We start from the raw sequence: 22,434 nt of genomic DNA, 5'->3' as shown, positions 1-22,434 counted from the left end.
ATACTTCCAGGCTTGCGGATTTGACACAGGTCTCGTTTCCGGATCGGAGACAACGGTCACCTCGGCGCACATCTTGGTTCTGCGTCAAGGACATACCGACCGGACATCGAGGGGGAATTTGACTTTGAAATCAGCAGGATGGAGCCTCGCAAAGGGAGAACGCCGCGCCATCGTGGCAGCGCTCTGCTCCGTGCTCCTGGCCTCCTGCACATCGGCCGGCGACCCGACAATGTCGGTGGGCATGCCCGGCTACAACGCCTCCGCCTCGGACATCAACGCGGCCGCCACCGGCAAGGCCATCGCCACCGCCGATTCGACATTGCAGACGACGACAACGCAGACGACCGTGATGAGCGAAGGCGATACGGCGCTGCCCGAAAAGGTCGCCTATGTGCCGGTGGCCAAGCCACAAGCCGCCTTTCCGCTGACGACGCCGGCCGGCGCTGAAACGATCGTGGGACAAACGCCGCAGGCCTTGCAGCAACCGGCACAGACGGCGCAGCAGACCGACGCGGTCGCCCAGAAGATCGCCGCTGCCGACGCCGCGGTGACAACGCCAAAGCCGGCCGCGGCACCTGTGATGAACAATCCGGTCTATGTGACGGCGGGTGAGGCGCCGCAAGCCGAGGCGCCGAAGAAAAAAGGCTTCCTGGCCTCGATGTTTGGCGCCACGCCCGCTTCGGCCACACCCGCTCCGCTGATCAACACGCGCACCGGCGAACAGCCGGCGGTGCAGGCCAAGCCCGCGCCGGCGGCACCGGCAAAGCCGATCATCACGCTGGCCTCGGCCGACGCCACGGCAAAACCGATACAGTTGGCTTCGACCGGTGACGACAGCGGTCACATCACGGGTAGCGATGCCTTGCCCGGCGTGCGCCAGACGGCGCTATTCGAGATCAAGCGCAAATCCGGCCTCGACGACGAAAGCGACGTCGACCTCAATGAGGACGAGGGCCCAATTGGCGGCTCCTATCAGGTCGCGTCCGCCGCCGGCATGGCACGCCTCGCGCCCAACGGGCTGCTGAGGCAGAACGAAAGCGTCGACGTCGCCTGCCTGAAGCCGTCGCTGGTGCGCGTGCTGAAGACGATCGAAGGCCATTACGGCCGCAAGATGGTGGTGACCTCTGGCTACCGCGACCCGGCCCGGAACCGCCGCGCCAACGGCGCCAAGAATTCGCTGCACATGTATTGCGCCGCCGCCGACATCCAGGTGCCCGGCGTCTCCAAATGGGAGCTGGCGAACTACATCAGGACCATGCCTGGCCGCGGGGGCGTCGGCACCTATTGCCACACCGAATCGGTCCACGTCGACGTCGGCCCCGAGCGCGACTGGAACTGGCGCTGCCGCCGGCGCAGCGGCGGTGGCGATGACGGCTAAAGGCACGATTTGACAGGCCAGAGCCTGTTGGCAGCCAGATCGTTCCACCAATATCGTTTCGGTGGACCATTCTGAACATTCGCGATTGGCCGAAGCGTCCCCCACTTTCGTCATCCACGGGCGGAGCAACGAACGAAGCGACGCGGCAGGCCCTAGAATGACGAAGTGATGGGCGTTTCTGCTAATCGCCAAGCCCGCGCGGCCGTTATGCCCAACCCTGGCGAGATCGCCAGGCAGGCCCGCAAAAAAGTTGTCCAAGGCAGCAACTGACGGGTTGCCGGTTGCGCACAACGTCAGTATAAGCCGCTTCGTCTGAGCGCGCCCATCGTCTAGCGGTTAGGACACCGCCCTTTCACGGCGGTAACAGGGGTTCGATTCCCCTTGGGCGTACCAGAAACTTCAATCACTTAGCTGATTCATTGCCCGATGCGTTGAATATGCATCGAATATACGCCCCCGAACGCTAGCGAAATGGCGGAAGATGAAAAGAGTGACTATTCCAAACGCCTGACCAGTGTCCATCAGCCAATCTACAACGTCGCGATGATGCTGATGAACTCAATTCCCACTCTCGGTCCGGCGATCGCCTGGGGTGTAAGCGGCGTGTTCCCAGATCCAGGTCAGGCAGCGCGCGACCAGTTCATTATCGGACTCGCGGAAAAGATTGATAGGATTCTTGAACAGGATCAGATCGAGCAGGCTTTGAAACGAGAGCCTGCCCCTGCCCTTTTGTCTCATGCGATGAACATCGCTTCTCGCTCGTTTGGCCAGGAAAAACTCGAAGCCCTACGCAACGCAACGGTGAATGGCGTTTTTCATTCGCCCAAAAATGTCAACCTGACAGCGCTAGTGTTCGGAATGCTGGATCGTCTGACGGAAGGCCACATTTCAATGTTGAAGGAGATTGGGAGGCAAGAAACCTTGGCAGAAAGCTACGTTCCTTGGGATCGGGTACGAATGATTGGCGTCCATGCGCGGCCCTCGCCTGATGGAATGACGTCGCCAACGAGCGTCCTCCCGATCGACGGAACGGACAGCTTCTTTGATGCGAGCGACATCCAGACAAATGAGATATTGCTAGCTGATATGATCAACCTTGGTCTTATTGAAGAACGCGCCGTGTCGGTGCCGTCTGTCTACGAATGGTCTACAGACCCGTCCAAGAACCTTCCAGGCTATGCACACGGAACGCCAAAGGGGCGCATGGTGCTCGAACATATTTCGGAAGTGTAGGGGCCACAAAAAGCCCGCCACCATGAGGCAGCGGGCCATCGAGCATGCCGGCCGATCAGGATTTCTTATCCCCGTTTGGATTTGGTGACGGCGCCTCTCGCACGTCTCGCGGTGGCGGATCGACATGTTGAGGCTCTGGCGATGCCTCCTTGTCGGGACGGACAGGTGCCTTCTTCGGGTCGGGCTTCGGTGGTGGCGGCTCTTTGATTTTGGTTGGCACGTCGATTTCCTCCCATCACTGAAACCGGCTCGCCGCTCTCTTAGTTCCAATAGCGCCTGTCAAAAAGGCCCGCCACCTCGCGGCCGGCGACAACATTCTCGATGCCCGGGAAGAACGGCGGTCCCAAAAGCGTTTAGTCTCTAGTTCGCCGGGTGCTCCCAAGACTCCGAGCGCCCTAAAAATCAAACCGCTTTTTGGGAGAACAACCATGAAACATCGCCTCATTCCGATAATGCTGGGCGTGCTCCTAGCCTCCGCTGGCACGGCTTTGGCTGCCAATGTCCACACCGTAACAGGCGCGCCGGGTCAGCCCAGCCAAACGATCGGATCCGCTGACACAGGAAACGCCACGCCTGGCCATGCCAGCTCTGCTCCAGGCTCAGCCTTCAACCCGGGTGGAGTTGCTGACGGAAAATACGCAGGCACCCAGCCGCAGAATTCAAACAATCCAAAGAGCGTTTCTCAATACGACGTGGCCGGATTCCAGCAGTCCCACAACCATTAAAAGTGATGGCCCGCCACCGTGAGGCGGCGGGCCATATCGCAAAGTTTGCGACTTGATCAGTGCGGCGCGCGATGTTCGTCCGACAATGCTTGGTGAACGGTCGCCATGGTGACGCGCATCCGCTCTGCATATCGCGCAGGAGTGCGCCAGTGCGGCTTCTCGAAAACGCTGACGATATAGGTTGTGGCAGGCTTGTCGGTCATCGCCAGGGCCTTGCGTCCTTCGTTCGCATGCTTCGTGTATATTAGCAGAAGCGCATAAAGCATGCAGCCGGCGCGAACAGGCAACAGCGCCGGTTAGGCCCGGTATTTGCTGGCCGCCCGCGCTCGCGAGTGCCGGGCCGCAGGAGAGGCGACGCTATCCAAACGTCGGCTTCCAGTCGCGGTTGCGTCTCGCGTTGATGCCTTCGTAATCAGGAACGACGGTAAAGAACACGGCGCGTTGGTTGCGGATCGGGTCGCCAAGGATTTGTCAAAGAAAGCCCCGGCCACCTTTCGGCGCAGTGCTCTTACCTTGCCACGAAGAGATTGCTCGCAATGCATTTATGGACGGGGCAATAATCTGTGTCGGTCGTCGGCACGCCTGCGCCAGTAGCCACCTCGCCAGGACCGCATTGCTTCTGCCCGCTGACATAGAGGTCGTAGCGCGTCAGGCTGAGGGTGAATATGGAGCGGTAGCGAATGACGGTGGTGCCGTCCTGCTTCAGTAGTGCCTGAACTTCGGCGCAACTCAGGCCGGCGATATCCCTCCGCTCTTGCGCTTGAGCCTGCACCACGAGGAAGAGTAACGGAATTGCAATCGCGATCGGTTTCATGGCGCCCACCAGCGTTTTCGCCCGACCGATGGTGTAGACTTGGCCAACCGATATGAAAAGCCCTCTGCCTTTGGCCTCGCCAAAGGATGACATGCGTTCCGATAGGCGGCGGGCTTTTGACACAGGACTGGCCGGTCGGAATGGGCTTGGGTGATCCGGCCGATGCATTAAGCGACAGCTTCAGAAATTTGTTCCGCCGGCCATCCGCATATATTAGCAACCTCTTGACGAGGCTGGGGGCCGCGCCAGACTCCTTAGCCGAAGATCTCGATCCTTCTAATTGGACAGGGAAATAAGATGGCCCAGACGATCCGGTTCGCGATCTTTGCGGTTTCGGCCGCTGTCGCCGGCCTGGCCTTTTTCGCCTTGCATTCCTTATGGATGTGGACCGTGCCGCTCCTGATCCTCTTCGCCGGCTCCATGCTTGCCGAATACGCCTTCAACCGGCTGGCCTCGAACGAAGAAAAGCAGCGCGATCTGGAAGATCGTGTGCGCAATCCACCGACGTAAACCAATGTAGAAACCTTGCAATCGGGCCTTGGCGTAGTGCTGTCTCAGGTCGCCGATGCCTGCCGCGCGTCCTGGCGCCCGCCTATGGCCAGCGCCATGCACTGCGACGCCATGTGCCGAGACAGGTCCTTCTGCTTCTCCAACCATGGCCCGAAATGGCCGTGCGGCAGTGACGCCTTGTGGTGCAGAAGCCAGCGGCCGATTGCCATCTTTTGGTCGATGGACAGGTGGCCGCGCGGGACAACTCAAGTGTTGACCGGCGCCGGGTCTGCCAGCGGCACGACATTGGATGGCGACATCAGTGCGAGATAGCCGCGATGCGCCTCATACTGCTTATCGGCAGGCAGTTTGTTGAACCGTCATTCCGCAACCGATCGCCAGCACATCGGTATGACGCTGCTCGCCGCGCAGGCGCCTGAGGCGCTGGCCCTGCCATTGGTTTGGCAATCGATAGAAGCCGACGCCATCAATCTCGATTTCACTGAAGGGAGTTCTCGCAAGCATGCCGCGCCTCGCTGTGAACGAAGCGGATATTGCATAAGTGCCGACTTATAGGCAAGCTGGCCGATGGGGGATTCACAAAAGGCTGCCTGTGTCAGTCGTCACCGCCGCCGCCACTGCCGCCACCTTCGCCGCCACCGCCACCGCTACCACCGCCCTCGCCGCTATGCTCACCGCTCTGGTGCTCGCCGCTCTGATGGTCGCCGCTCTCGCCACTGTCATCACCAGATTTATCACCCTGGTCGTCACCACCCTTTTGCTGGTCGGCGGTGGCGCTATCGTCACCATGGTGGCCATCGCTGGCTTCGGTTTCGACCGCATCATCATCGTTCCGATCGCCGGCGGAGACACCCTGGCCATCATCGTTTGGCGCATTGACGGTCGCTGCACCACCGTGATCGGAGACCTGGCTTGCGAAGGCACTAGCTGCCGTGAAAATGCCCAGCGCACCGACAGAAGCCGCTAACAGCAAGGGGAGCTTTCTCATCGTTTCCTCCAATGTCGGCTTGCCAGCCGCCGTGACGGTTCCGGCTTTATCGTTCGAGGCACATTACGGTGCGCTTAAACGCAAAGGAGTAATTTTAGCGGTTGCTAATTTTGTTACCGAGGCTTTAGCGACCTCTGATGCATGGACTCAGCCTTAAAATGTAAGCATTCTGCCCTCGGGGAGCGCAAAGAACATATTGCGCAACGGCCAACCGCTCGTCCGGTTTCTTCCACTCGGCAGTTTCGCATCTGCGTCGAGCTTGTTGAAACGCCCTGTTAACATCGTTCGCGGGCAACAGGATGTAGGCATCAACCCGAAGGTGTAAATTCCACCCGCTCTCAGCCGTGGAGGCGGGAATGAACTGGCTGAAGACATCGCTTTTGTGCACAGCCATCGTCGGCCTGGTAGGGCTATCGGCCGTACACGCTGAAGACAAGCCTGCTCCGCCAAACGGCGAACTGGCGCCACTGCAGCCGCCAATTCATTGCGAGGGGCAAAATTGCCTGCCTCCTGCCGAAGACCCCGTCCTCGACTGCAAGGGCCAGGATTGCAAGCCGGCCCCGGCGACCGACCAGACGCCAGGCCTGGAGATTGAAAAGGTCAAGTAAGACGCATCGGCCACCGGCGACGAGCGCAACCCTGCCAGGCGTGACCTCGTTGACGATCAAGCGACGTGCGACTCGGGCAACGCCTGCTCACCAAGAGTCCTCAGCGCTTCTTCGGCCTCGGCGTCATCTCCGCGACCCACACCTTGTCGCCAGGGCCTTCGCCTTGTCTTTAGTGGTCAGCACGGTCCGCCAATGAAGTTTCTCGAACACCCTCGCGACATATGTTGTTGCGCTGTTGCAGGCCTGTCAGCCATCGCTCGGCCATGCGTTCCTTCGTTCGCATGTTGCCCCGATATCAGCATGAGCGCATATATCCCAGCCAGCCGGCGCCGCCCGTCCTCAAGGCCCTGTCCGGTCAGGCCCAGCGGCCACCGCTGCCAGTCCCCTCTCGCAACAAGCTGCTGGGCCGCGGGTTGCTCGGTTACCCAGCCGCGGGAGGCCATACCGGCCCTGTGGGGTTCCACCGGATAAACTCCACTTCCTCCCCGGTGACATCTCGCACAGCCTTCAGCGGCACCGCATGGAGGGTCCGTGTTCAAGCCCTTCCCTGCGGCCTTTCCACCGCACTGTAGCCGGTGCCTAGGTCAGCCCGGCTCTAAAGGCCAGTTTTGATCCACGGATCGGTGTCGTATCCCAGGCGCGGCTTTTCCGGCGTTGTTCCGTCCGGCAATTTGGCTGTTCCGGTCAAGTTGCAGTCCAGCTCTGGCCTCGGCTTCTTGCTCGAATGTTTCGTAGAACATAGGGCCGTAGCATCACTGACCGCGACCTTCTTCTCCTTGGCAACCGCGACACCAGTCGCAGCGACCACGAGTATGGCGCAAAAGATAACCACTTTCATCGTACTTCCCCACGGTTTCGCATCCCCAGATGCTGAGAGTGACGTTACGTCACTTTTATATTAGCGCAAGCGAATATTATGTTCCCTTGGCCTGCTCCCTGCCAGTACGTCCGTGGTCAGCGACGACGCCGGACAAGCCCGACGGCCTAGAAAGGCCTCGCCAGCGCGCGTTCTTTCTGGCCTCTGTCCTACGTCGCCGCATCATCCCTCATGTCTTGGTGGCTACCTGTGGCCGGCCTAGCCTGATGCTCTTGTAATACGAACCCTCAGATTAACCGTTCCAATCCAACATATTAGCAAATGCTTGTATTCCTCATGAAGCAGGATCATTATCCAGACCATCAGGTCGCTGAAGGGGTAGAGCGCCATGGAACTGAGTTGCTATGATCAGAGCGGGAGCATCTTTGCATCACCCGCCTTCCTGAACGTCACGGCTGTTCTCATCATTCTGGCCGCCTTCGCCGTTGCGCGGTTGATTGCGATGTCGCGCGCGGATTCCCTCGACCAGTTTCAGCCCGCGCCGATCCAGCCTGCAAGTTAAGGGACAGTTGTCTCTTGCCTTTAGCGGACATGCTCTCGACAGTGTGCGCAATAGCGATGTTTTGGGAGCGCCATCTTGTTCATTGACTACTACGAGCTTTTGGAAATCAGCCCGAATGCCAACTCGGAAACCATAGAACGGGTATTTCGTTATTTTGCCATGCGCTATCATCCTGACAATCAGGACACCGGCGATGAATCACGCTTCAGCGAAATCTTGGAGGCCCACAATGTGCTCAAAGATCCCGTCAAACGTGCGCAGTATGACATTCAGTACAAAGACCGTTTGAACCTGCGAACAGAGTTGGTTGGAGAAGCCAGTAACAGCACAACTATCGAACGTGACGTTGCCATCCAGGAAAAATTGCTCTCGCTGCTTTACGTCAAACGCCGACAGGACGTGAACAATCCCGGCATTGGTGACACTGAAATCGAACGGTTGTCAGGCTGCCCGCGAGAACATCTTGAGTTCCATCTCTGGTACCTGAAAGCCAAGGGCTGGATCGGAAGGATCGAAAACGGGACGTTCGCGATCACCGTGGAAGGCGTCGACCGCGCCAATGCCGAACATCGTCGTGACACGACGACAAGACTGCTGGACCATGCAGGCTGAAAGGCGGAAGCTCGAGTCAGGCTCGTATTGACTAGCCGCCGACCAGTGGCACGGTGACGGTGGTCGCATAGTTTATCGGGAAAGCGCTGAAATAAGGGAAGTCAATAACGAAGGCGTAGGTGGCGGTCAGATGCGCCATGCGGAAGCCGCCGCTAGCCGGGTCGATGGCGATCGTCACGTTCACATCCTTCAAACCCAAGGCCTGCAATTTCTGCGTGGCAATCGCTTGGATGTCGGCCTGGGTCAGCGTGTTCTGAAGCTGCAGCGAACGGGACGATGTCTCCAGCGTATAGCGGACGCTGGAGACGGAGTTCATCGACCAGCCCAAGGCGAATATCCCGAACAGCAGTACGATCAGGAACGGCGCGATCAGCGCGAACTCCAACCCGGCCCCGCCCGATCGATCCCGCCTGAAGATGCTTGCCCTAGCGGACACGGATCACCTCCAGGTGGCCGATGACGCTTGGAGCGGAAAAGACGCCGAAGGTGAAGGGCGGCGTCCAGGTGGCGGATGCCTGGATCTGAACATAGACCGATGGCACTTTTGGCCCGCTGCACAGCGTGGAAGCATCGACCACGGTCGTCCCGCACATGTAGATCCGGCTTAGCGTGACCTGGCCGTCCGCCGGTCGCTTCTCCCAGCTCGAAATGGCAACCGCCTGGGTCGCCGTATCGCTGGTCGATCCTTCCATGACCAAGTTCGCGGCGGTCTTCACCCCGGCGCGCATCGACAGCGAACTCGTCACGTAGGACCAGCCGTCGACGATGCCGAGCAGCGCCACACACAGGAATGGCAGGACCAACGCGAACTCAACCGCGGCAACGCCCACATCATCGTTCAGGATCGGCATCGATCGGCGTTCCACGGAAGGTTACTCGACCAGTTCGACCGACTGCGCGGCCGGAATGTTCCGCATTCCGAGGCTCGAGCAATCCTGATTGATGGTTGAATTCCCTGACCATTGGATCAAGTCCGCGACGACCTGGGTGCACCCGTTTACACCGGAGAAATTGCCGAGATAGTTGACCTGCTGCTTAGGGAAATAGAGCGCGCCTGTCAGCAGCGAATCCGCCGTCCCGTTGAAGGTGCTCTGTCCACCAGTGCTGGTTCTGTCGCCATACATCAACACGCCGGAATAGGTGCCGGACGTCGGTGCGCTCAGAGAGACGGTGGCGTTGCCGTTCATCGAGACACGCGAAGCACCGGCGAGGTAAATGGTGACGCCGTTACCGGAGACGTTGGCGTTCGCATTGACTTTGAAATCGCCGCTCTGGATGACATAGACACCAGGCTGCAGGGTGACGTTGCCGCTAAGGCTGAGCCCATTGCAGTAGGTACCTGGCCCCAACGTCGGTTTGTTGGCGTTCTGGCAGGGGTTCGAGGCCGCCGGTGCCGGAACGTCTGCAAATGGGTCGGCGGCGGGCAGCGCCTGCGTGATCGGCGCCGCGCAAACGGTCGTGACGGGATTACTGAGAGAGACGCCGCCCCCCGATATCAGGCAATCGGCCTGGAGGCCCGCCGAGCCTTGAAGCTTGATGGCATCCGAGGCGATCGAATTGGCCATGACCGAGCAGCCGGTGACTTTGACGTTTGTGCTGCCTGAGAATAGCGCCGCCTGCGAGGCGGTCGGATCGAGCGCGAGCATGCAGGCCTTCGAAGCATCGGTGATCAGCGCCACCGCCCTCGCCTGCTCGGGAACCTGGCCTTGCGTGAAGATCGAGGTGAAAATCCGGTCGAGCTTCTGGCCAACGATGACCTCGACCGCCTTCTTCGCCGTGTTCGGTCCAGACGCCGGCGGCGTGTTGACGACGATCGTACCCGACCCCAGCCCATTCGTCGCCGCCGACTGCGTCGCGGCCGCGACGATCGTCGGCGTGTCGGAACCGGAGATTTTCTCCAGCGCGCCGGCATAGGCCGCGGCATCGGCCGTCGCCTGCAGTTTCAGGCTGTTGTAGTACCAATAGGAGGTCTCCACACCGAAGCCGGCCGCGCCGACAACGATCGGCAAGGTCAGAGCAAAGATGGTGGCAACATTCGCGCTCGTGCCCCGGAATATGCGGTGCGCCATGAGCCGAATTCGGGTGAAGCAATTGAAAGCCATAGCTTAAATTAGAAAGCAGGCATATATGAAGGAACGGCTAAAAAGTTCCGTTCATTTTTTGAATTTGCTTCAAAACAGCCGACCGTTGGCTAACCGGTGCACGCAGACGTCGCTGACGAACAAAACGCACCTCACGTGGGCGCCAGCGGAGGCAAGCCTCGACGCCTCAGAGCTGCCAGCCCACGATAGGTGCGCCATGTACCGACTGGCGAGCGATCGTGCCTCGCCTACCAGTTCACCCTGAACCCGACATTGCCACCATAGGTCTGCACTCGGTCGGCGAACTTGCCGTCGAAGGTGGCGAAGACCGATGTGTTGCCGCTCCAGTTCAGCTTGACGCCGGCGTTGACGGTGATCGCGTCCTCGGCCGCCGCTGCCCCCTGGACGACGAAGGCATAGCCGGGTGCCGCCTGGAAAGTGGGCTCCACCGAGCGGTCCGGATTGAACTCATGCAGCCAGGCGGCGCGGCCCCAGGCCTGCAGCGTCTTCGTCTCGCCGATGGCAACCGTGGTGTCGAGTTGCAGGCCGAGCGAGACCGGCAGCGAGATGACCGTGCGGCTGTCGAAGTCGAGGCCGAGCGCTCCGTCGCTGGTCGACTTTTCCGAGAAGGCCTGCATCGCCAGTGCTTGGAACTGCAGCCCGGCGAACGGCGTGATGGCGCCGGCGCCGAATGGCTGCCGCCAGCCGGCCTCGAGGCTGGTGCCGAAGCCGGCGCTCATGAAATCGCCAGTCCAGTGTTCCCTGGTGATTGCCGGCACCGGATTGAGCGGATTGGGCGCGCCAGGCACGGAGGTGAAGCGGTCGGTCGTATTGCTGTAGAGATCCATCGCCAGCGAACCGTTGATGTAGAACTGGCCCCATTTGCGTGCGCCATAGGCGCCGGCATGGCCGCCAATGATGTTGCCCGAGGTTTCGCGATCCGGCACGGCGAAGGATCCGGCGACGCCGCCGAGCGCGAAGCCCATCAGCACGTCGGGATCGCCTTGCGAGTCGAGGCCGACGGCGAAGTTGCCCGACTTGTAACCAAGGGTCGCGCTGCCGACCACGGGATCGCCGGAAGCCACGCCCGAATTGCCACCCGCTGTTGCCCAGTAATTCCAGCGCTGCGCGTTGGGCGCCTTGGTCAAGGCATCGAACGGATGCGCCTTGCCCGGCGGTTCGGCATAGGCCGCCTCCGGCACTTTCAGCGACTGGCTCATCGGATCCGTCGACAGGCCCATGCGCCAGGCATCGGACTGCCGGCTCATCTGGGCCAGGAAGGTGTTGTTGGCGTCGAACTCCGGCTGCTGGAAGCCGCTGATGCCCTCGCCAGAGATGGTGTCGTAGACGGCGCCAAGCTGGTCGAGCGTCGGAATGTAGAAGATCGCGTTGGCGATCTTGGTGAAGTTCGGCGACGTCAGATCGGTCTGGATCGCGTTGATCGCCTGACCCACCGCGGTCTGGTTCTCGGTCAGGCCGCTGCGGGCAAAATTGATGTCGACATTGAGGACGATATCCTCAGGATTCGGATATTTCAGCGAATATTGCGCCACCACGCTCGGGATCGTATCGAGCTTCAGTCCATTGTCGGTGACACCGCCCTGCGCCTCCAGGATGACGTAGTCCTGATTGCCTGGCTTTGCCGCGCCGGGGTTCATGATGTTGATGCTGACCAGGCCATTGACGTCGGCCTTCCCGCTCACATTGATGCGGTCCGCTTCAGGGTCGAGATCGAGATCGAGCAGATAGACGCCGCCAAGCGACTGCGACCAGTTGCCGGTGACCTCGGTCGTCATCACGCTGTCGAGACCGCCGGGAGCAGCGAAACCGTCATTGTTGAACTGGCCAGGCAGGTCGAGGTAGACCGTGTCGCCCATCAGATAGACCGCGTTGGTCTTGTTGTTGAAGATGTTGAGACCGGCGCCGAGGTCCATCGATCCGACCGTCAGGTACTTGTTGTCGAACGTTTCATTGCCGACGCCGCCGCGCATGGCGTAGCCGTCGATCAACGATACCGAACGGACGGTGCCGTTGTTCGTCAGGAGATTGTCCCTGCCGTCCTTGTAGCCGATGCCGGCACCCGCACCTGAGCCGCCGGTGATCGTCACGCCGCTGGCGATGGTGACGTTGATGTCGCCATTGTCGGCAATGTCGCCAGTGCCGCCGGCGCTCTGCTCCATCAGCGCGAAGGAATTCTTGCCGGTGACCGCGAGGTCCGCCGTTTGCGTGAAGGTGATGGCGCCGCCGGTGCCGCCGCCGCCAGCGCTGCCCATGAACCCTTGCGGCGCGGCGGCCATGGCCATCATCATGCTGCTTGCGGCCTGCACCTGGTCGAGGCCGAGATAGTTGCCGGAGAAGCCGCCGACGCCACCACCGCCGCCGATGCTCTGGCCGAACACGCCGACCGAATTGTCGCCGGTGATAAGCATAGCGACGTTGCTGTTGATGGTGACCACACCGCCATTGCCGCTGCCGCCGGCGACCGCCTGGACGATGCCGTCGGTGCCTGCGGTCACCACGCCGCCACCGCCGCCGACGGACTGCGCGAAGATACCGACCGAGCCATTGCCGGTAAGCCTGATCTGCCCCGTATTGGTGACGGTGACATCGCCGCCCTTGCCGGTCGCGCCAGTATCGCCGCCGATGAACACCGGCACGCCGATTGCCGCCGCAATCGCGGTGCCGCCCGAGCCACCGCCGCCACCGACCGACTGCGCGAAGATCGCGACGGAATTGTCGCCGTCGAGCTGCATGGCGCCATTGTTGATGACGGTAACAATGCCACCGTCGCCGCCAGCGGCACCCTTGCCGCCGAGCGCGATGGCAAGGCCGGGCGGACCGCCCGATACGGAATAGGACGCGCCGCCGGCACCGCCGCCGCCGCCCACCGACTGCGCCATGATGCCGGTCGAGCCGAAGCCCTTGGCGTGGATGATGCCGTCACTGAAATTGGTGACATTGACGTCGCCGCCCTTGCCATTGGCGCCGCCGTCGCCGCCGATGCCGAAGGTGAAGGCGCCGGGCGCTGGGCTCGCCGCCACGCTCATGGCGCCCGTGCCGCCGCCGCCGCCGATCGATTCGGCGAAGATCGCCACCGACGAGGCCGACACTGTCGTGATGTCGCCATGGTTGTTGACGGTGACGACGCCACCATCGCCCGAACTGCCGCCGCCACCACCGACGCCGATCGCGACCGGCACGATGCTGACGCCGAAGGCGCCGCCGCCCGAGCCGCCACCGGCGCCGACCGACTGCGCGAAGATGCCGTGTGCGCCAACGCCTTCGACCGTGATCGTGCCATTGGCATTGTTGTTGACGGTGACCGCGCCGCCAGAGCCCGTGCTGCCGGCGGTGGTGCCGTTGCCGACATCGCCACCCTTGCCGCCGACGGCAATGAAGCCGATCGCGCGGCCGCCCGAACCGCCGCCGCCGCCGATCGACTGGGCGTTGATGCCATCCGCGCCGGCGCCATAGGTGTGCAGGCTGTTGTTGTTGGTGACATTGACGATGCCGCCGATGCCGGACGAGCCGCCGGCGCCACCGATCGAGATCAGGGCCGGGATCGAGCCGGTGATGCCGCCATTCTTGCCACCGCCCGAACCACCGCCGCCACCCACCGACTGCGCCTGGATCGCGTAGGAATCGATGCCGTGCGTCTCGATCATCGCGTCGTTGATGACATCCACCTGGCCGCCGGAGCCGCTGGCGCCACCCGAGCCGCCCACCGCGATCGCGCTGATGCCGAGCGAGCCGCCGGCGCCACCGCCGCCGCCGATCGATTGCGCGAAAATGCCAACCGAATCATCGGCATGGGTGAGGATGCCGCCATAATTGTTGACCGTGACATGACCGCCGGTGCCGCCCGCCTTGCCTGAGCCGCCGAGTGACAGCAGGCCGCCGGCGCCACCGCCCGTGCCACCACCGCCACCGACCGACTGCGCAAAGATGCCAGCCGAATAGCCCTGCTCCGGGTTGGCGCTCGGCGCGCCCTCTGCCGGCGGCGTCGGCGACGTGCCGAATGTCTGGATGATGGCCATGCCGACCTGGCTGAGGTCGGTCTTGCCGTTGGTGACGGTGACCGAGCCGCCATTGCCGGCGGCCTTGCCCTGGCCGCCGATGCCGACGGTGCCGAGCGCGCCCGCCTCGCCGTCGCCGCCATCGCCGCCGCCGCCGCCGATCGACTGGGCGTGGATGCCGTCCGACTTGGTGCCGTTGGTGGTGATCACGCCTTCATTGGTGACGATGACGGTACCGCCATTGCCGCCGCCGGCGCCGTTGCCGCCAATGGCGACCGTGCCGGAACGCGTCAGGCTGCTGGTGCCGAGCGGTTTCAGGAGCAGCGTCGGATCGACCGGCACGTAAGGTATCGCAAGCAGGCCGCCGGTGCCCACATAGGCGTCGCCGCCAATGCCGCCGCCGCCGCCGATCGACTGGGCGACGATGCCGGACGACTTGTCGCCATGCGTGGTGATGAAATCATAGTTGCCGACATCGACGGTCTGGGCGTCATTGCCGGTTCCGCCAGCGCCACCGACCGTCGCCTGCAGGTTCCAGTTCGGCTTGCCACCGGCCGGTTCACAGACTTTCGGCAGCGTGCATTTCGCACCAAGCTGCAACGAGATCGAATTGGCGCGGCCGCCCGTGCCGCCGCCGCCGCCGATCGATTGCGCCAGGATGCCGAAGGCGCCCATGCCGTTGGTTTCGATGCCGCCATACTGCCTGATGGTGACGTTGCCGCCCGTATTGCCGTTGCCGGCCGAGCCGCCGACGGCGACGCTGACATTGACCTGCGTGCCCGCATTGTTGCCGTTGAGGCCAAGCACGCCGGTGATGGCGTTGCCGCCGGAGCCGCCGCCGCCGCCGACCGACTGCGCGAAGATGCCATAGGCGCCATCGCCATTGGTTATGGTCTGGCCGGCCGCGAGCAAGCCGGTCTGCAACAGGCCGTGATTGGTCACGAAGACGTCGCCGGCAAAGCCGGCGTCGCCGCCGAAGCCGCCGACGGTCACGCCGGCATTGAAATTGGTTCCGGTGCCGAGCGAGCCGATCACGGCCGAGACGGCCATGCCGCCATTGCCGCCACCGCCGCCGATCGACTGCGCCTGGATGGCGTGCGATTCGACGCCGTAGGTCGAAATCGCACCAGTATTGTCGATCGTCACCTTGTCGCTGTTGGTGCCGGCGCCGCCGAAGCCGCCGACGCTGGCCGACAGGGTCTTGGCATCGGTGCCGGCAATCACGCCGGAGATCGCCATGCCGCCATTGCCGCCGCTGCCGCCGACCGATTGTGCGAACAGGCCGACAGACTGATCGCCGGTGGTGATGGTCGAGCCGTGGCGCGTCAGCAGAACTTCGCCGCCGGTGCCGCCGCCGCCGCCCTCGCCGCCAACCGCGGCGGTGATCTGGTTGCCGCCCTCACCGAGGTTGAGCGCTGCCGCCACGCTAAGCCCACCGGTGCCGCCGCCACCGCCGACCGATTGCGCCAGCACGCCGAAGGCCTTGTCGCCGCCGGTCTGGATAATGCCGGTGGAATCGACCGTGACCTTCTCGGCATCACCGCCCGAACCGGCGCCGCCACCAAGCGATACCGAGACCGCGCCGTTCTTGCTCGGGTTCTTGCCGAGCGAGCCTTTGATCGTCGCGGCAAAGGAGAACCCGCCATTGCCGCCACCGCCGCCGACGGACTGCGCCAGGATGCCGTTCGCGCCATTGCCTTCGGTCAGGATGTTATCCACCGAGGTGACGTTGACGATCTTGCCATCGCCGGAACCCGCACCGGAGCCGCCGACAGAGACGGCGATCGCGGCCTTGGCATTCTGGCCGGTGACCGAAACAGCACCGGAGAAGCCGCCATCGCCGCCGCCGCCACCAACCGACTGCGCGAAGATGCCATTCGAATCCCCGCCAACGGTGTGAATGGTCGCGTTGTTGTTGGCGAGCGTGGTGCCGACATTGCTGTTGACGACGACGCGGCCGCCATCCTGGCCGGCACCACCATTGCCGCCGACGCTGACGCTGGCGCCACCGGCGCCGTCGACGACCATTTCGCCGGAAATGGCGAAGCCGCCGGTGCCGCCGCCGCCGCCGATCGACTGGGCAAGGATACCGTTCGCCTTGTCGCCGGTCGTGTCGATCGTGCCGATATTGTTGACCGTGACCAGCTGCGAGGTGCCGCCCTTGGCGCCGGCGCCGCCGACAGAAACCGCAGCGGCCGCTTTCTGGCCGGCGCCAGCGATGGTGACCGCGGCTCCGCCATTGCCGCCGCCGCCGCCGACCGATTGCGCCAATATGCCGTTCGAACCGTTCTTGAGGGTCACAATATTGCCGGTCGAGGTCACGGTGACCGTGTCGGCATTGCCGCCGCCTTTGCCGGAACCGCCGACACCGACGCCGATCGCGCCGGCCCCCGTGGTGATCGCAAGCGCGCCGGTGAAGCCGCCATTGCCGCCGCCGCCGCCGATCGACTGCGCCAGTATGCCGTCAGCCTTCAAACCTTCGGTCCTGAGATCGCCGGTCGAGGTGACGGTGACCGATTTGGCGTTGCCGCCATTGTCTCCCGAACCGCCGACACCCACGGCCAGACTGCCGGTGCCCTCGCCGGTCAGCGTGCCGGCTATCGCGCCGCCGCCATTGCCGCCGCCGCCGCCGACCGATTGCGCGAAGATCGCATGCGAGCCGTCGCCGTCGGTCTCGATGTTGCCGTGGCTGGTGACGGTGACGACCGCGGCGTCGCCGCCGCTCGAACCGGAGCCGCCAACCGCGACACTAGCCGCCATATCCTTGCTGCCGGCCAACGCAATGGCAAAGCCGCCATTGCCGCCACCACCGCCGACCGACTGCGCCATGATGCCGAAGGAATCTTTCCCTCCGGTCAGGATGTTGTTGTAGCTGGTGACGGTGACCGTATCGGCGGTCGAGCCGGATCCGGCGCCGCCGCCGATGCTGACGCCCAGCCCGCCGCCGCCGAGCCCGACGCCGAGGCTGCCGGCGAAACCGCCTGAGCCGCCGCCACCACCGACCGACTGCGCGAAGATGCCGGAGGAATTGTCGCCCTGGGTCCAGATCGAGACCGTGTTTGCGGCCGGCGCCTGCAGCACCGGCTGGCCATTGGAGTCGACGAGGCTATAGCTGTTGACGATCACCTTTCCGGCGGTCGAGCCGGTGGCGCCCGTGCCGCCGACGCCGACGCCGATGCCGGCATTGCCTGTGGTGGCCGAGCCGGCAACCGCGAAGCCGCCATTGCCGCCGCCGCCGCCAATCGACTGCGCCAGGATGCCGTTGGAGAATTTGCCCGTCGTCGTGATGGTGCCGGTGCTCGTCACCGTCACGTCCTTGCCGACGCCGCCGACGCCCCCCTTGCCGCCGATCGCGACCGACGCCGTCGCCGCATCGGGGTCGACGAGTGCGCCCGAGACAGCGACGCTGAAGCCGCCATTGCCGCCGCCGCCGCCGATCGACTGGGCGATGATGCCGGACGAATTGTCGAAATTGGTCGAGATGTTGCCGGTCGAGGTGACCTTGACGATGTCGGCGCTACCGCCGCCGGCGCCGCTGCCGCCAAACGCCACGCCGACGGCGATCGACTTGCCGCCGCCGAGCGTGCCGGCGAAGCCGCCATTGCCGCCGCCGCCGCCGACCGATTGCGCCAGTATGCCGGCCGCCCCCGTGCCGCGAACACCGCCCGATATGAAGCCGGCGCCCGTCGATATGTTGCCCGTCGAGATGACGGTGACATCGAGGCCGTTGCCGGCCGCGCCGCCCTTGCCGCCAAGCGCCACGCCGATACCGGCATCCTTGGCAAGCGCCAGCGAAACGGTCGAGCCGCCATTGCCGCCGCCGCCGCCGACCGATTGCGCCAGAATGCCGATCGCCTGGTCGCCATAGGTCGTGATGTCGCCGGTCGAGGTGACGCGGACGGTTTTCGCGCTGCCGCCACCGGCGCCACTGCCGCCAAGCCCGACCGCGGCGCTGACGCCCTGCAGCGTGATCGCGCCGGCGCCGGCGAAGCCGCCATTGCCGCCGCCGCCGCCGACCGATTGCGCCAGGATGCCGATCGACTGGTCGCCATGGGTTTGGATGTTGCCGGTCGAGGTCACTGTCACCTCGCCGGCACTTTGCCCGCTACCGCCACTGCCGCCAACGGCCACCGAAGCGCCCAGCGCTCCGGTCGTGAATGTGCCGGCGACGCTGAAGCCGCCATTGCCGCCACCGCCGCCGATCGACTGCGCCAGGATGCCGTCGGACTGTTTGCCGTAAGTGGCGATGTTGCCGTAGCTGGTGACGAAAACGTCCTTGCCGACGCCACCGGTGGCGCCGCTGCCGCCGACCGAGACCGCCGCCGCGCCACCGGCGCCCTCATAGGAACCAGAGACGCTCAGTGTCACGGCAAAGCCGCCATTGCCGCCGCCGCCGCCGATCGACTGCGCCAGGATGCCGGTCGAGTTGTCGTCTATCGTCAATATGTTGTTCTGGGTGACGGTGTTGCCGACCTTCTTGCCATTGTTGACGGTCGCCGTTCCGGCATCGCCGCCGCCCCCGCCGGTGCCGCCGAGGCTGACACCGACGCCGACAAGCCCACCCGCCGCGAGGCTGCCGGAGAAGCCGCCATTGCCGCCGCCGCCGCCGATGCTTTCGGCCTGAATGCCGACCGCGTTCTTGCCTTCGGTGACAAGGTTCCAGGTGCCGGTATAGCCGGTGGCGACCGCATGGCCGGCGCCGTCGGCATTGACGGTGACGTTGCCGGCATTGCTGCCGTCGGCGCCCGCGCCGCCAAGGCCGACGCTCGCCGCGCCACCGCCAAGGGCCGCCGAGATGGTGAAGCCGCCATTGCCACCGCCGCCGCCGACCGACTGCGCCAGGATGCCGGTCGAATTGTTGCCTTTTGTGTGGATCGAACCGGAACTGCCGACAATGACGTCGGCACCATAACCACCGCCGGCGCCCTTGCCGCCGATATTGACGGCAATACCGACCGCGCCGCCGATGGCACCGCCGATCGAATAGCCGCCATTGCCGCCGCCACCGCCGACCGATTGGGCAACGATGCCGCCGGCATTGCTGCCGGCCGTCGAGATGTCGCTGAGGCTCGACACGGTGACGAGTTTCGATGCACCGCCGGCGCCGCCATCGCCGCCAATGCCGATCGCCGCGGCGAATGTCCCGGTAGCGTTGACCGCCACCGCGATCGCCGCGCCGCCATTGCCGCCTGTGCCGCCGATCGACTGCGCGAAAATGCCACGCGATCCCTGGCCATAGGTGGTCAGCGAGCCGGCGGTCTCCACCGTCACGATGTTGCCGTCGCTTGCATTGCCGGCAGCCCCGCCCATGGCGAGCGCAAGCACGCCGACCGCGCCCGAAACCGAAAATCCGCCATTGCCGCCGCCACCGCCGATCGACTGCGCGAAAACGGCATCCGACTGGTCGCCATGGGTGATGATCGAATAGGCGGTATCGTTGGCGTCGCGCAGCACCTCCACCGCGCCGGACGTGCCGCCACTCCCGCCGGCGCCGCCAATCGCCACGCTGAAGCCGATGCCGCCGGAGAAAGCACCACCGCCATTGCCGCCGCCGCCACCGACCGATTGTGCGAAAATGCCGGCGGAATTGACCGAGCCGGCACCATTTTTTCCGGTTTCGATATCGCCGGCATTGATCACCGTCACCCGCGCGCCATTGCCGCCGGCGCCGCCCTTGCCGCCGGCCGAGAACAGGCCGCCGGAGGTGCCGCCATTGCCGCCGCCGCCACCGACCGACTGTGCGAAGATGCCGGCGGACTGCTTGCCGTCGGTGCTGATCGAACCGGCGGCGGTGTTCGTCACTTCGACGATGCCGCCATTGGTGGTCGAGGCGCCATCGCCGCCAAGCGACACGAGACCGCCGGAATTGCCGCCATTGCCGCCACCGCCGCCAATCGACTGCGCCAGGATGCCGTTGGAATCCTGGCCATGGGTGACGATCGCGCCGGAATTGGTGACCCCAACGGTCACGACATTGGCCGGGCCGCCATTGCCGCCGAGACTGCCGCTGCCGCCCGAAGCGAACAGACCGAAGTTCGAACCGCCGTCGCCGCCGCCGCCGCCGATGGTCTGGGCCAGGATGCCCTGCGAATTGTTGCCCCGAGTGGTGATATTGGCATTGTTGGTGACCTGGACGATGCCGCCATTGCCGCCATTGCCGCCGCCGCCGCCGGAGGACGAAAACAGGCCGAAACCACCGGCGCTGCCGCCGCCGCCACCGCCGATCGACTGCGCGGCTATGCCGTGCGAGTAGATGCCATAGGTGGTGATTGTCGTGCCGACGCCGGTGAAGACATTGGCGTTGCCGCCAGCACCGGCCGGACTGCCGCCGCCCGGATTGAAGACCAGGCCGCCGCCGCCGCCGCCATTGCCGCCATGGCCGCCCTGGCTGATGGCTGCGATGCCCGCAGAATAGTTACCCAGCGTTTCGACACTTCCGCTGTTGAAATTGACGGTGGCGTTGCCACCGCTGCCACCCAGCCCGCCATCGCCGGCATCGCCCGAAATGCCCTTGGCATCGCCACCGTCGCCACCATCGCCGCCGACGCTGCTCGCGACGATGCCAGCATTGGGGCAAGCCGTCGGCAACACGCAATTGTTGCTTGTCCTGATGGCGCCGTCGACGTTGACCGTAATCACACCGCCATCGGCGCCATTGGCGCCGTCACCGCCGTCGGAGAAGACGTAGCCGTTGCTGCCGTTGCCGCCGCGGCTGCCATTCGAGGCGCCGAGAACACCGATGATGCCGGTCGCGATCACCGCCCCGCTATTGGGCGTATTGGTGTTGGCCGTGGGTTGATAGTAGTTGACCACAAGTGTCGGGCCGGAATTGCCCGAAGGCCCCCCGGCAGCCTTGACCGGCGGTGCGACGCAGCTTGTTCCGGAAGGCGCGCCGCTGGCGACCGCGCAGCTCTCGGCGACGGCGGGATTGCCGTTCTGGGCGGGTTTCTCCGGGGTAATGACGCAGTCGGCCGCGTTGCCGGTGCTGCAGGTGTAGTGCTGGACTTCCGTTGCCGCCGACGGGCTCGCGCCCGAACCGGTCAGCGATATGCGGCTGGGGTCGATCGTCAGCGTGTTGACGTTGAGCGTCGTAACGCCAGGCGCGGTGTAGCTGATGTCAGACTGTGTCCCGGCTCCCGCGCAGGTCTCGACGCCGCCACTCGGTCCTGTGCATGTCGCCTCGGCAGGCCCCGTCGAGCCGACGAACAGCGTCAGCGCCATGAGAATGGCCGCTATCGCCGCAAAGCCTGAAAGGCCAAGAAATCTCTGCTTCAACCAGCCTGAAACAAGGCGAGACTCGGCTACGTCCCAATGAACACGAGTCATCATCATCCCCCCTGATCCGCACCGCCCCCGGCGCGAATCTGCCCTTGCTAATGCAACCTAACAGATTGCAATGGCAATAAGGCGCCCCTAAAAATAGAGGTGATGTAAATTGGGTGTAGTGTTGCCGTTCAAGCACACAAACCTGCAGCAAAAGGCAGAGTCTACGCGCTATTGTAGTGGACAGCGTGACACAATAGAGAAATATTTGCTTCAGGCTAAAAGAACTGGGGCCGGCTCAACAGACAGTCTGGCCGAGAGCTCTCTTTGTACGGCCAGGAAAAACCTGCGCACTTCATCACTGGCTGTGGCTCTGTCCCTGCCCGACCCAACAACGAGGTCAAGCAATTCGGCTGCTTTAGCCCTCCAAAACGAGGCCGCAGGCTCGCCATTCAGATCGTAGAGCTTGGCTGCAACTTCTCTGACTAGGAATAGCTGACGGTCGATCGGGAATGCACGGACTTTTTCTGGGGACATCTTCCAAACCATGAACTGACGCAACGAATCAACCATTGCTGAACAAGCAATGGCGTAGCCTCCGATGTGGAAACGGAAGCTTAACGCCGCAGTCGATGCACCGTCATAGGACGAGATGCGCGTGATGATCCGCAAACGAGAGGTGGGTTCAACCGGTCACTGCAACACTCTTAATCTGAGAGGATGAGGAGGTGTTGCATGGTGACGTCACGGATCTGGTTTACGTCAGCGCAGAAGGCCGAGCTTTGGGAGCGATGGAAGCAAGGTCAGAGCATTTCGTCGATCTCGCG

Annotated in this window: 18 protein-coding genes and 1 tRNA gene; 9 read left to right on the top strand and 10 right to left on the bottom strand. The window is 63.7% G+C overall.

The genetic code is table 11. The annotated features are described in order from the left end of the window. Positions 1 to 118 precede the first annotated feature (118 nt). The 4 genes from AC04SF_RS31600 to AC04SF_RS31585 all read left to right on the top strand — a co-directional run bounded on the left by AC04SF_RS31600 (position 119) and on the right by AC04SF_RS31585 (position 3,336). Positions 119 to 1,378 carry a YcbK family protein gene (locus AC04SF_RS31600; RefSeq protein WP_488480979.1) on the top strand — a complete coding sequence of 420 codons (1,260 nt, stop codon included), beginning with the start codon at positions 119 to 121 and terminating at the stop codon, positions 1,376 to 1,378. A gap of 318 nt (positions 1,379 to 1,696) precedes the next feature. Continuing rightward, positions 1,697 to 1,771 (top strand) — tRNA-Glu (locus AC04SF_RS31595). Positions 1,772 to 1,849: 78 nt separating this feature from the next. Continuing rightward, a complete protein-coding gene (locus AC04SF_RS31590) occupies positions 1,850 to 2,611 on the top strand; it encodes a hypothetical protein (protein ID WP_488480978.1) in 762 nt (253 codons plus the stop codon). Between the two features lie 428 nt (positions 2,612 to 3,039). Further along, a complete protein-coding gene (locus AC04SF_RS31585; RefSeq protein ID WP_488480977.1) occupies positions 3,040 to 3,336 on the top strand; it encodes an adenylate cyclase in 297 nt (98 codons plus the stop codon). Positions 3,337 to 3,392: 56 nt separating this feature from the next. Here AC04SF_RS31585 and AC04SF_RS31580 read toward each other — a convergent pair whose 3' ends face one another. Both AC04SF_RS31580 and AC04SF_RS31575 read right to left on the bottom strand, forming a co-directional pair. Beyond that, positions 3,393 to 3,602, bottom strand: coding sequence for a hypothetical protein (locus AC04SF_RS31580; protein ID WP_488480976.1), 210 nt, complete (start codon positions 3,600 to 3,602; stop codon positions 3,393 to 3,395). A 242-nt stretch (positions 3,603 to 3,844) separates the two neighbouring features. Beyond that, positions 3,845 to 4,150: a hypothetical protein gene (locus AC04SF_RS31575; protein ID WP_488480975.1), complete on the bottom strand. Its 306-nt coding sequence runs from the start codon at positions 4,148 to 4,150 to the stop codon at positions 3,845 to 3,847. A 297-nt stretch (positions 4,151 to 4,447) separates the two neighbouring features. Here AC04SF_RS31575 and AC04SF_RS31570 point away from each other — a divergent pair, with 297 nt between their 5' ends. Beyond that, positions 4,448 to 4,660, top strand: coding sequence for a hypothetical protein (locus tag AC04SF_RS31570; protein WP_488480974.1), 213 nt, complete (start codon positions 4,448 to 4,450; stop codon positions 4,658 to 4,660). A 44-nt stretch (positions 4,661 to 4,704) separates the two neighbouring features. Here AC04SF_RS31570 and AC04SF_RS31565 read toward each other — a convergent pair whose 3' ends face one another. Further along, a complete protein-coding gene (locus AC04SF_RS31565) occupies positions 4,705 to 4,869 on the bottom strand; it encodes a DUF3102 domain-containing protein (protein ID WP_488480973.1) in 165 nt (54 codons plus the stop codon). 124 nt (positions 4,870 to 4,993) lie between these two features. Beyond that, positions 4,994 to 5,164 carry a hypothetical protein gene (locus AC04SF_RS31560; RefSeq protein WP_488480972.1) on the bottom strand — a complete coding sequence of 57 codons (171 nt, stop codon included), beginning with the start codon at positions 5,162 to 5,164 and terminating at the stop codon, positions 4,994 to 4,996. Positions 5,165 to 5,252: 88 nt separating this feature from the next. Here AC04SF_RS31560 and AC04SF_RS31555 point away from each other — a divergent pair, with 88 nt between their 5' ends. Both AC04SF_RS31555 and AC04SF_RS31550 read left to right on the top strand, forming a co-directional pair. Then, on the top strand, positions 5,253 to 5,627 hold the full coding sequence (locus AC04SF_RS31555; RefSeq protein WP_488480971.1) for a hypothetical protein: 375 nt from the start codon (positions 5,253 to 5,255) through the stop codon (positions 5,625 to 5,627). Positions 5,628 to 6,004: 377 nt separating this feature from the next. After that, positions 6,005 to 6,256: a hypothetical protein gene (locus AC04SF_RS31550; protein WP_488480970.1), complete on the top strand. Its 252-nt coding sequence runs from the start codon at positions 6,005 to 6,007 to the stop codon at positions 6,254 to 6,256. A gap of 595 nt (positions 6,257 to 6,851) precedes the next feature. On the opposite strand, the gene AC04SF_RS31545 is transcribed toward AC04SF_RS31550, so the two are convergent. Further along, a complete protein-coding gene (locus AC04SF_RS31545) occupies positions 6,852 to 7,094 on the bottom strand; it encodes a hypothetical protein (RefSeq protein WP_488480969.1) in 243 nt (80 codons plus the stop codon). 367 nt (positions 7,095 to 7,461) lie between these two features. On the opposite strand from AC04SF_RS31545, the gene AC04SF_RS31540 reads away from it, so the two are divergent. Continuing rightward, positions 7,462 to 7,635 carry a hypothetical protein gene (locus tag AC04SF_RS31540; protein ID WP_488480968.1) on the top strand — a complete coding sequence of 58 codons (174 nt, stop codon included), beginning with the start codon at positions 7,462 to 7,464 and terminating at the stop codon, positions 7,633 to 7,635. A 75-nt stretch (positions 7,636 to 7,710) separates the two neighbouring features. After that, positions 7,711 to 8,247: a DnaJ domain-containing protein gene (locus tag AC04SF_RS31535; RefSeq protein WP_488480967.1), complete on the top strand. Its 537-nt coding sequence runs from the start codon at positions 7,711 to 7,713 to the stop codon at positions 8,245 to 8,247. Between the two features lie 31 nt (positions 8,248 to 8,278). Here AC04SF_RS31535 and AC04SF_RS31530 read toward each other — a convergent pair whose 3' ends face one another. From AC04SF_RS31530 to AC04SF_RS31510, 5 genes are all read right to left on the bottom strand, one after another. Continuing rightward, positions 8,279 to 8,632 (bottom strand): TadE/TadG family type IV pilus assembly protein, encoded by a 354-nt coding sequence (locus AC04SF_RS31530; RefSeq protein ID WP_488480966.1) that lies wholly within the window; start codon positions 8,630 to 8,632, stop codon positions 8,279 to 8,281. A 40-nt stretch (positions 8,633 to 8,672) separates the two neighbouring features. Beyond that, positions 8,673 to 9,098, bottom strand: coding sequence for a TadE/TadG family type IV pilus assembly protein (locus AC04SF_RS31525; protein ID WP_488480965.1), 426 nt, complete (start codon positions 9,096 to 9,098; stop codon positions 8,673 to 8,675). Positions 9,099 to 9,119: 21 nt separating this feature from the next. Beyond that, complete coding sequence (locus AC04SF_RS31520; protein WP_488480964.1) at positions 9,120 to 10,349, bottom strand: pilus assembly protein TadG-related protein; 1,230 nt, start codon at positions 10,347 to 10,349, stop codon at positions 9,120 to 9,122. A gap of 227 nt (positions 10,350 to 10,576) precedes the next feature. Next, on the bottom strand, positions 10,577 to 21,670 hold the full coding sequence (locus AC04SF_RS31515; protein WP_488480963.1) for a hypothetical protein: 11,094 nt from the start codon (positions 21,668 to 21,670) through the stop codon (positions 10,577 to 10,579). A gap of 210 nt (positions 21,671 to 21,880) precedes the next feature. Then, complete coding sequence (locus AC04SF_RS31510) at positions 21,881 to 22,279, bottom strand: DUF6074 family protein (RefSeq protein WP_488480962.1); 399 nt, start codon at positions 22,277 to 22,279, stop codon at positions 21,881 to 21,883. Positions 22,280 to 22,434 lie beyond the last annotated feature (155 nt).

This window comes from Mesorhizobium sp. CNPSo 4671 (assembly GCF_057784245.1).
Note: the sequence above shows the minus strand (reverse complement) of the source record. Positions and strands in the feature narration are given on the sequence as shown.

Coding starts and splice junctions, on each gene's coding strand:
- AC04SF_RS31590 (WP_488480978.1), top strand. CDS start 1,850: ATGGCGGAAGATGAAAAGAGTGACTATTCCAAACGCCTGACCAGTGTC.
- AC04SF_RS31585 (WP_488480977.1), top strand. CDS start 3,040: ATGAAACATCGCCTCATTCCGATAATGCTGGGCGTGCTCCTAGCCTCC.
- AC04SF_RS31580 (WP_488480976.1), bottom strand. CDS start 3,602: ATGCTTTATGCGCTTCTGCTAATATACACGAAGCATGCGAACGAAGGA.
- AC04SF_RS31575 (WP_488480975.1), bottom strand. CDS start 4,150: ATGAAACCGATCGCGATTGCAATTCCGTTACTCTTCCTCGTGGTGCAG.
- AC04SF_RS31570 (WP_488480974.1), top strand. CDS start 4,448: ATGGCCCAGACGATCCGGTTCGCGATCTTTGCGGTTTCGGCCGCTGTC.
- AC04SF_RS31565 (WP_488480973.1), bottom strand. CDS start 4,869: ATGGCAATCGGCCGCTGGCTTCTGCACCACAAGGCGTCACTGCCGCAC.
- AC04SF_RS31560 (WP_488480972.1), bottom strand. CDS start 5,164: ATGCTTGCGAGAACTCCCTTCAGTGAAATCGAGATTGATGGCGTCGGC.
- AC04SF_RS31550 (WP_488480970.1), top strand. CDS start 6,005: ATGAACTGGCTGAAGACATCGCTTTTGTGCACAGCCATCGTCGGCCTG.
- AC04SF_RS31545 (WP_488480969.1), bottom strand. CDS start 7,094: ATGAAAGTGGTTATCTTTTGCGCCATACTCGTGGTCGCTGCGACTGGT.
- AC04SF_RS31540 (WP_488480968.1), top strand. CDS start 7,462: ATGGAACTGAGTTGCTATGATCAGAGCGGGAGCATCTTTGCATCACCC.
- AC04SF_RS31525 (WP_488480965.1), bottom strand. CDS start 9,098: ATGCCGATCCTGAACGATGATGTGGGCGTTGCCGCGGTTGAGTTCGCG.
- AC04SF_RS31520 (WP_488480964.1), bottom strand. CDS start 10,349: ATGGCTTTCAATTGCTTCACCCGAATTCGGCTCATGGCGCACCGCATA.
- AC04SF_RS31515 (WP_488480963.1), bottom strand. CDS start 21,670: ATGACTCGTGTTCATTGGGACGTAGCCGAGTCTCGCCTTGTTTCAGGC.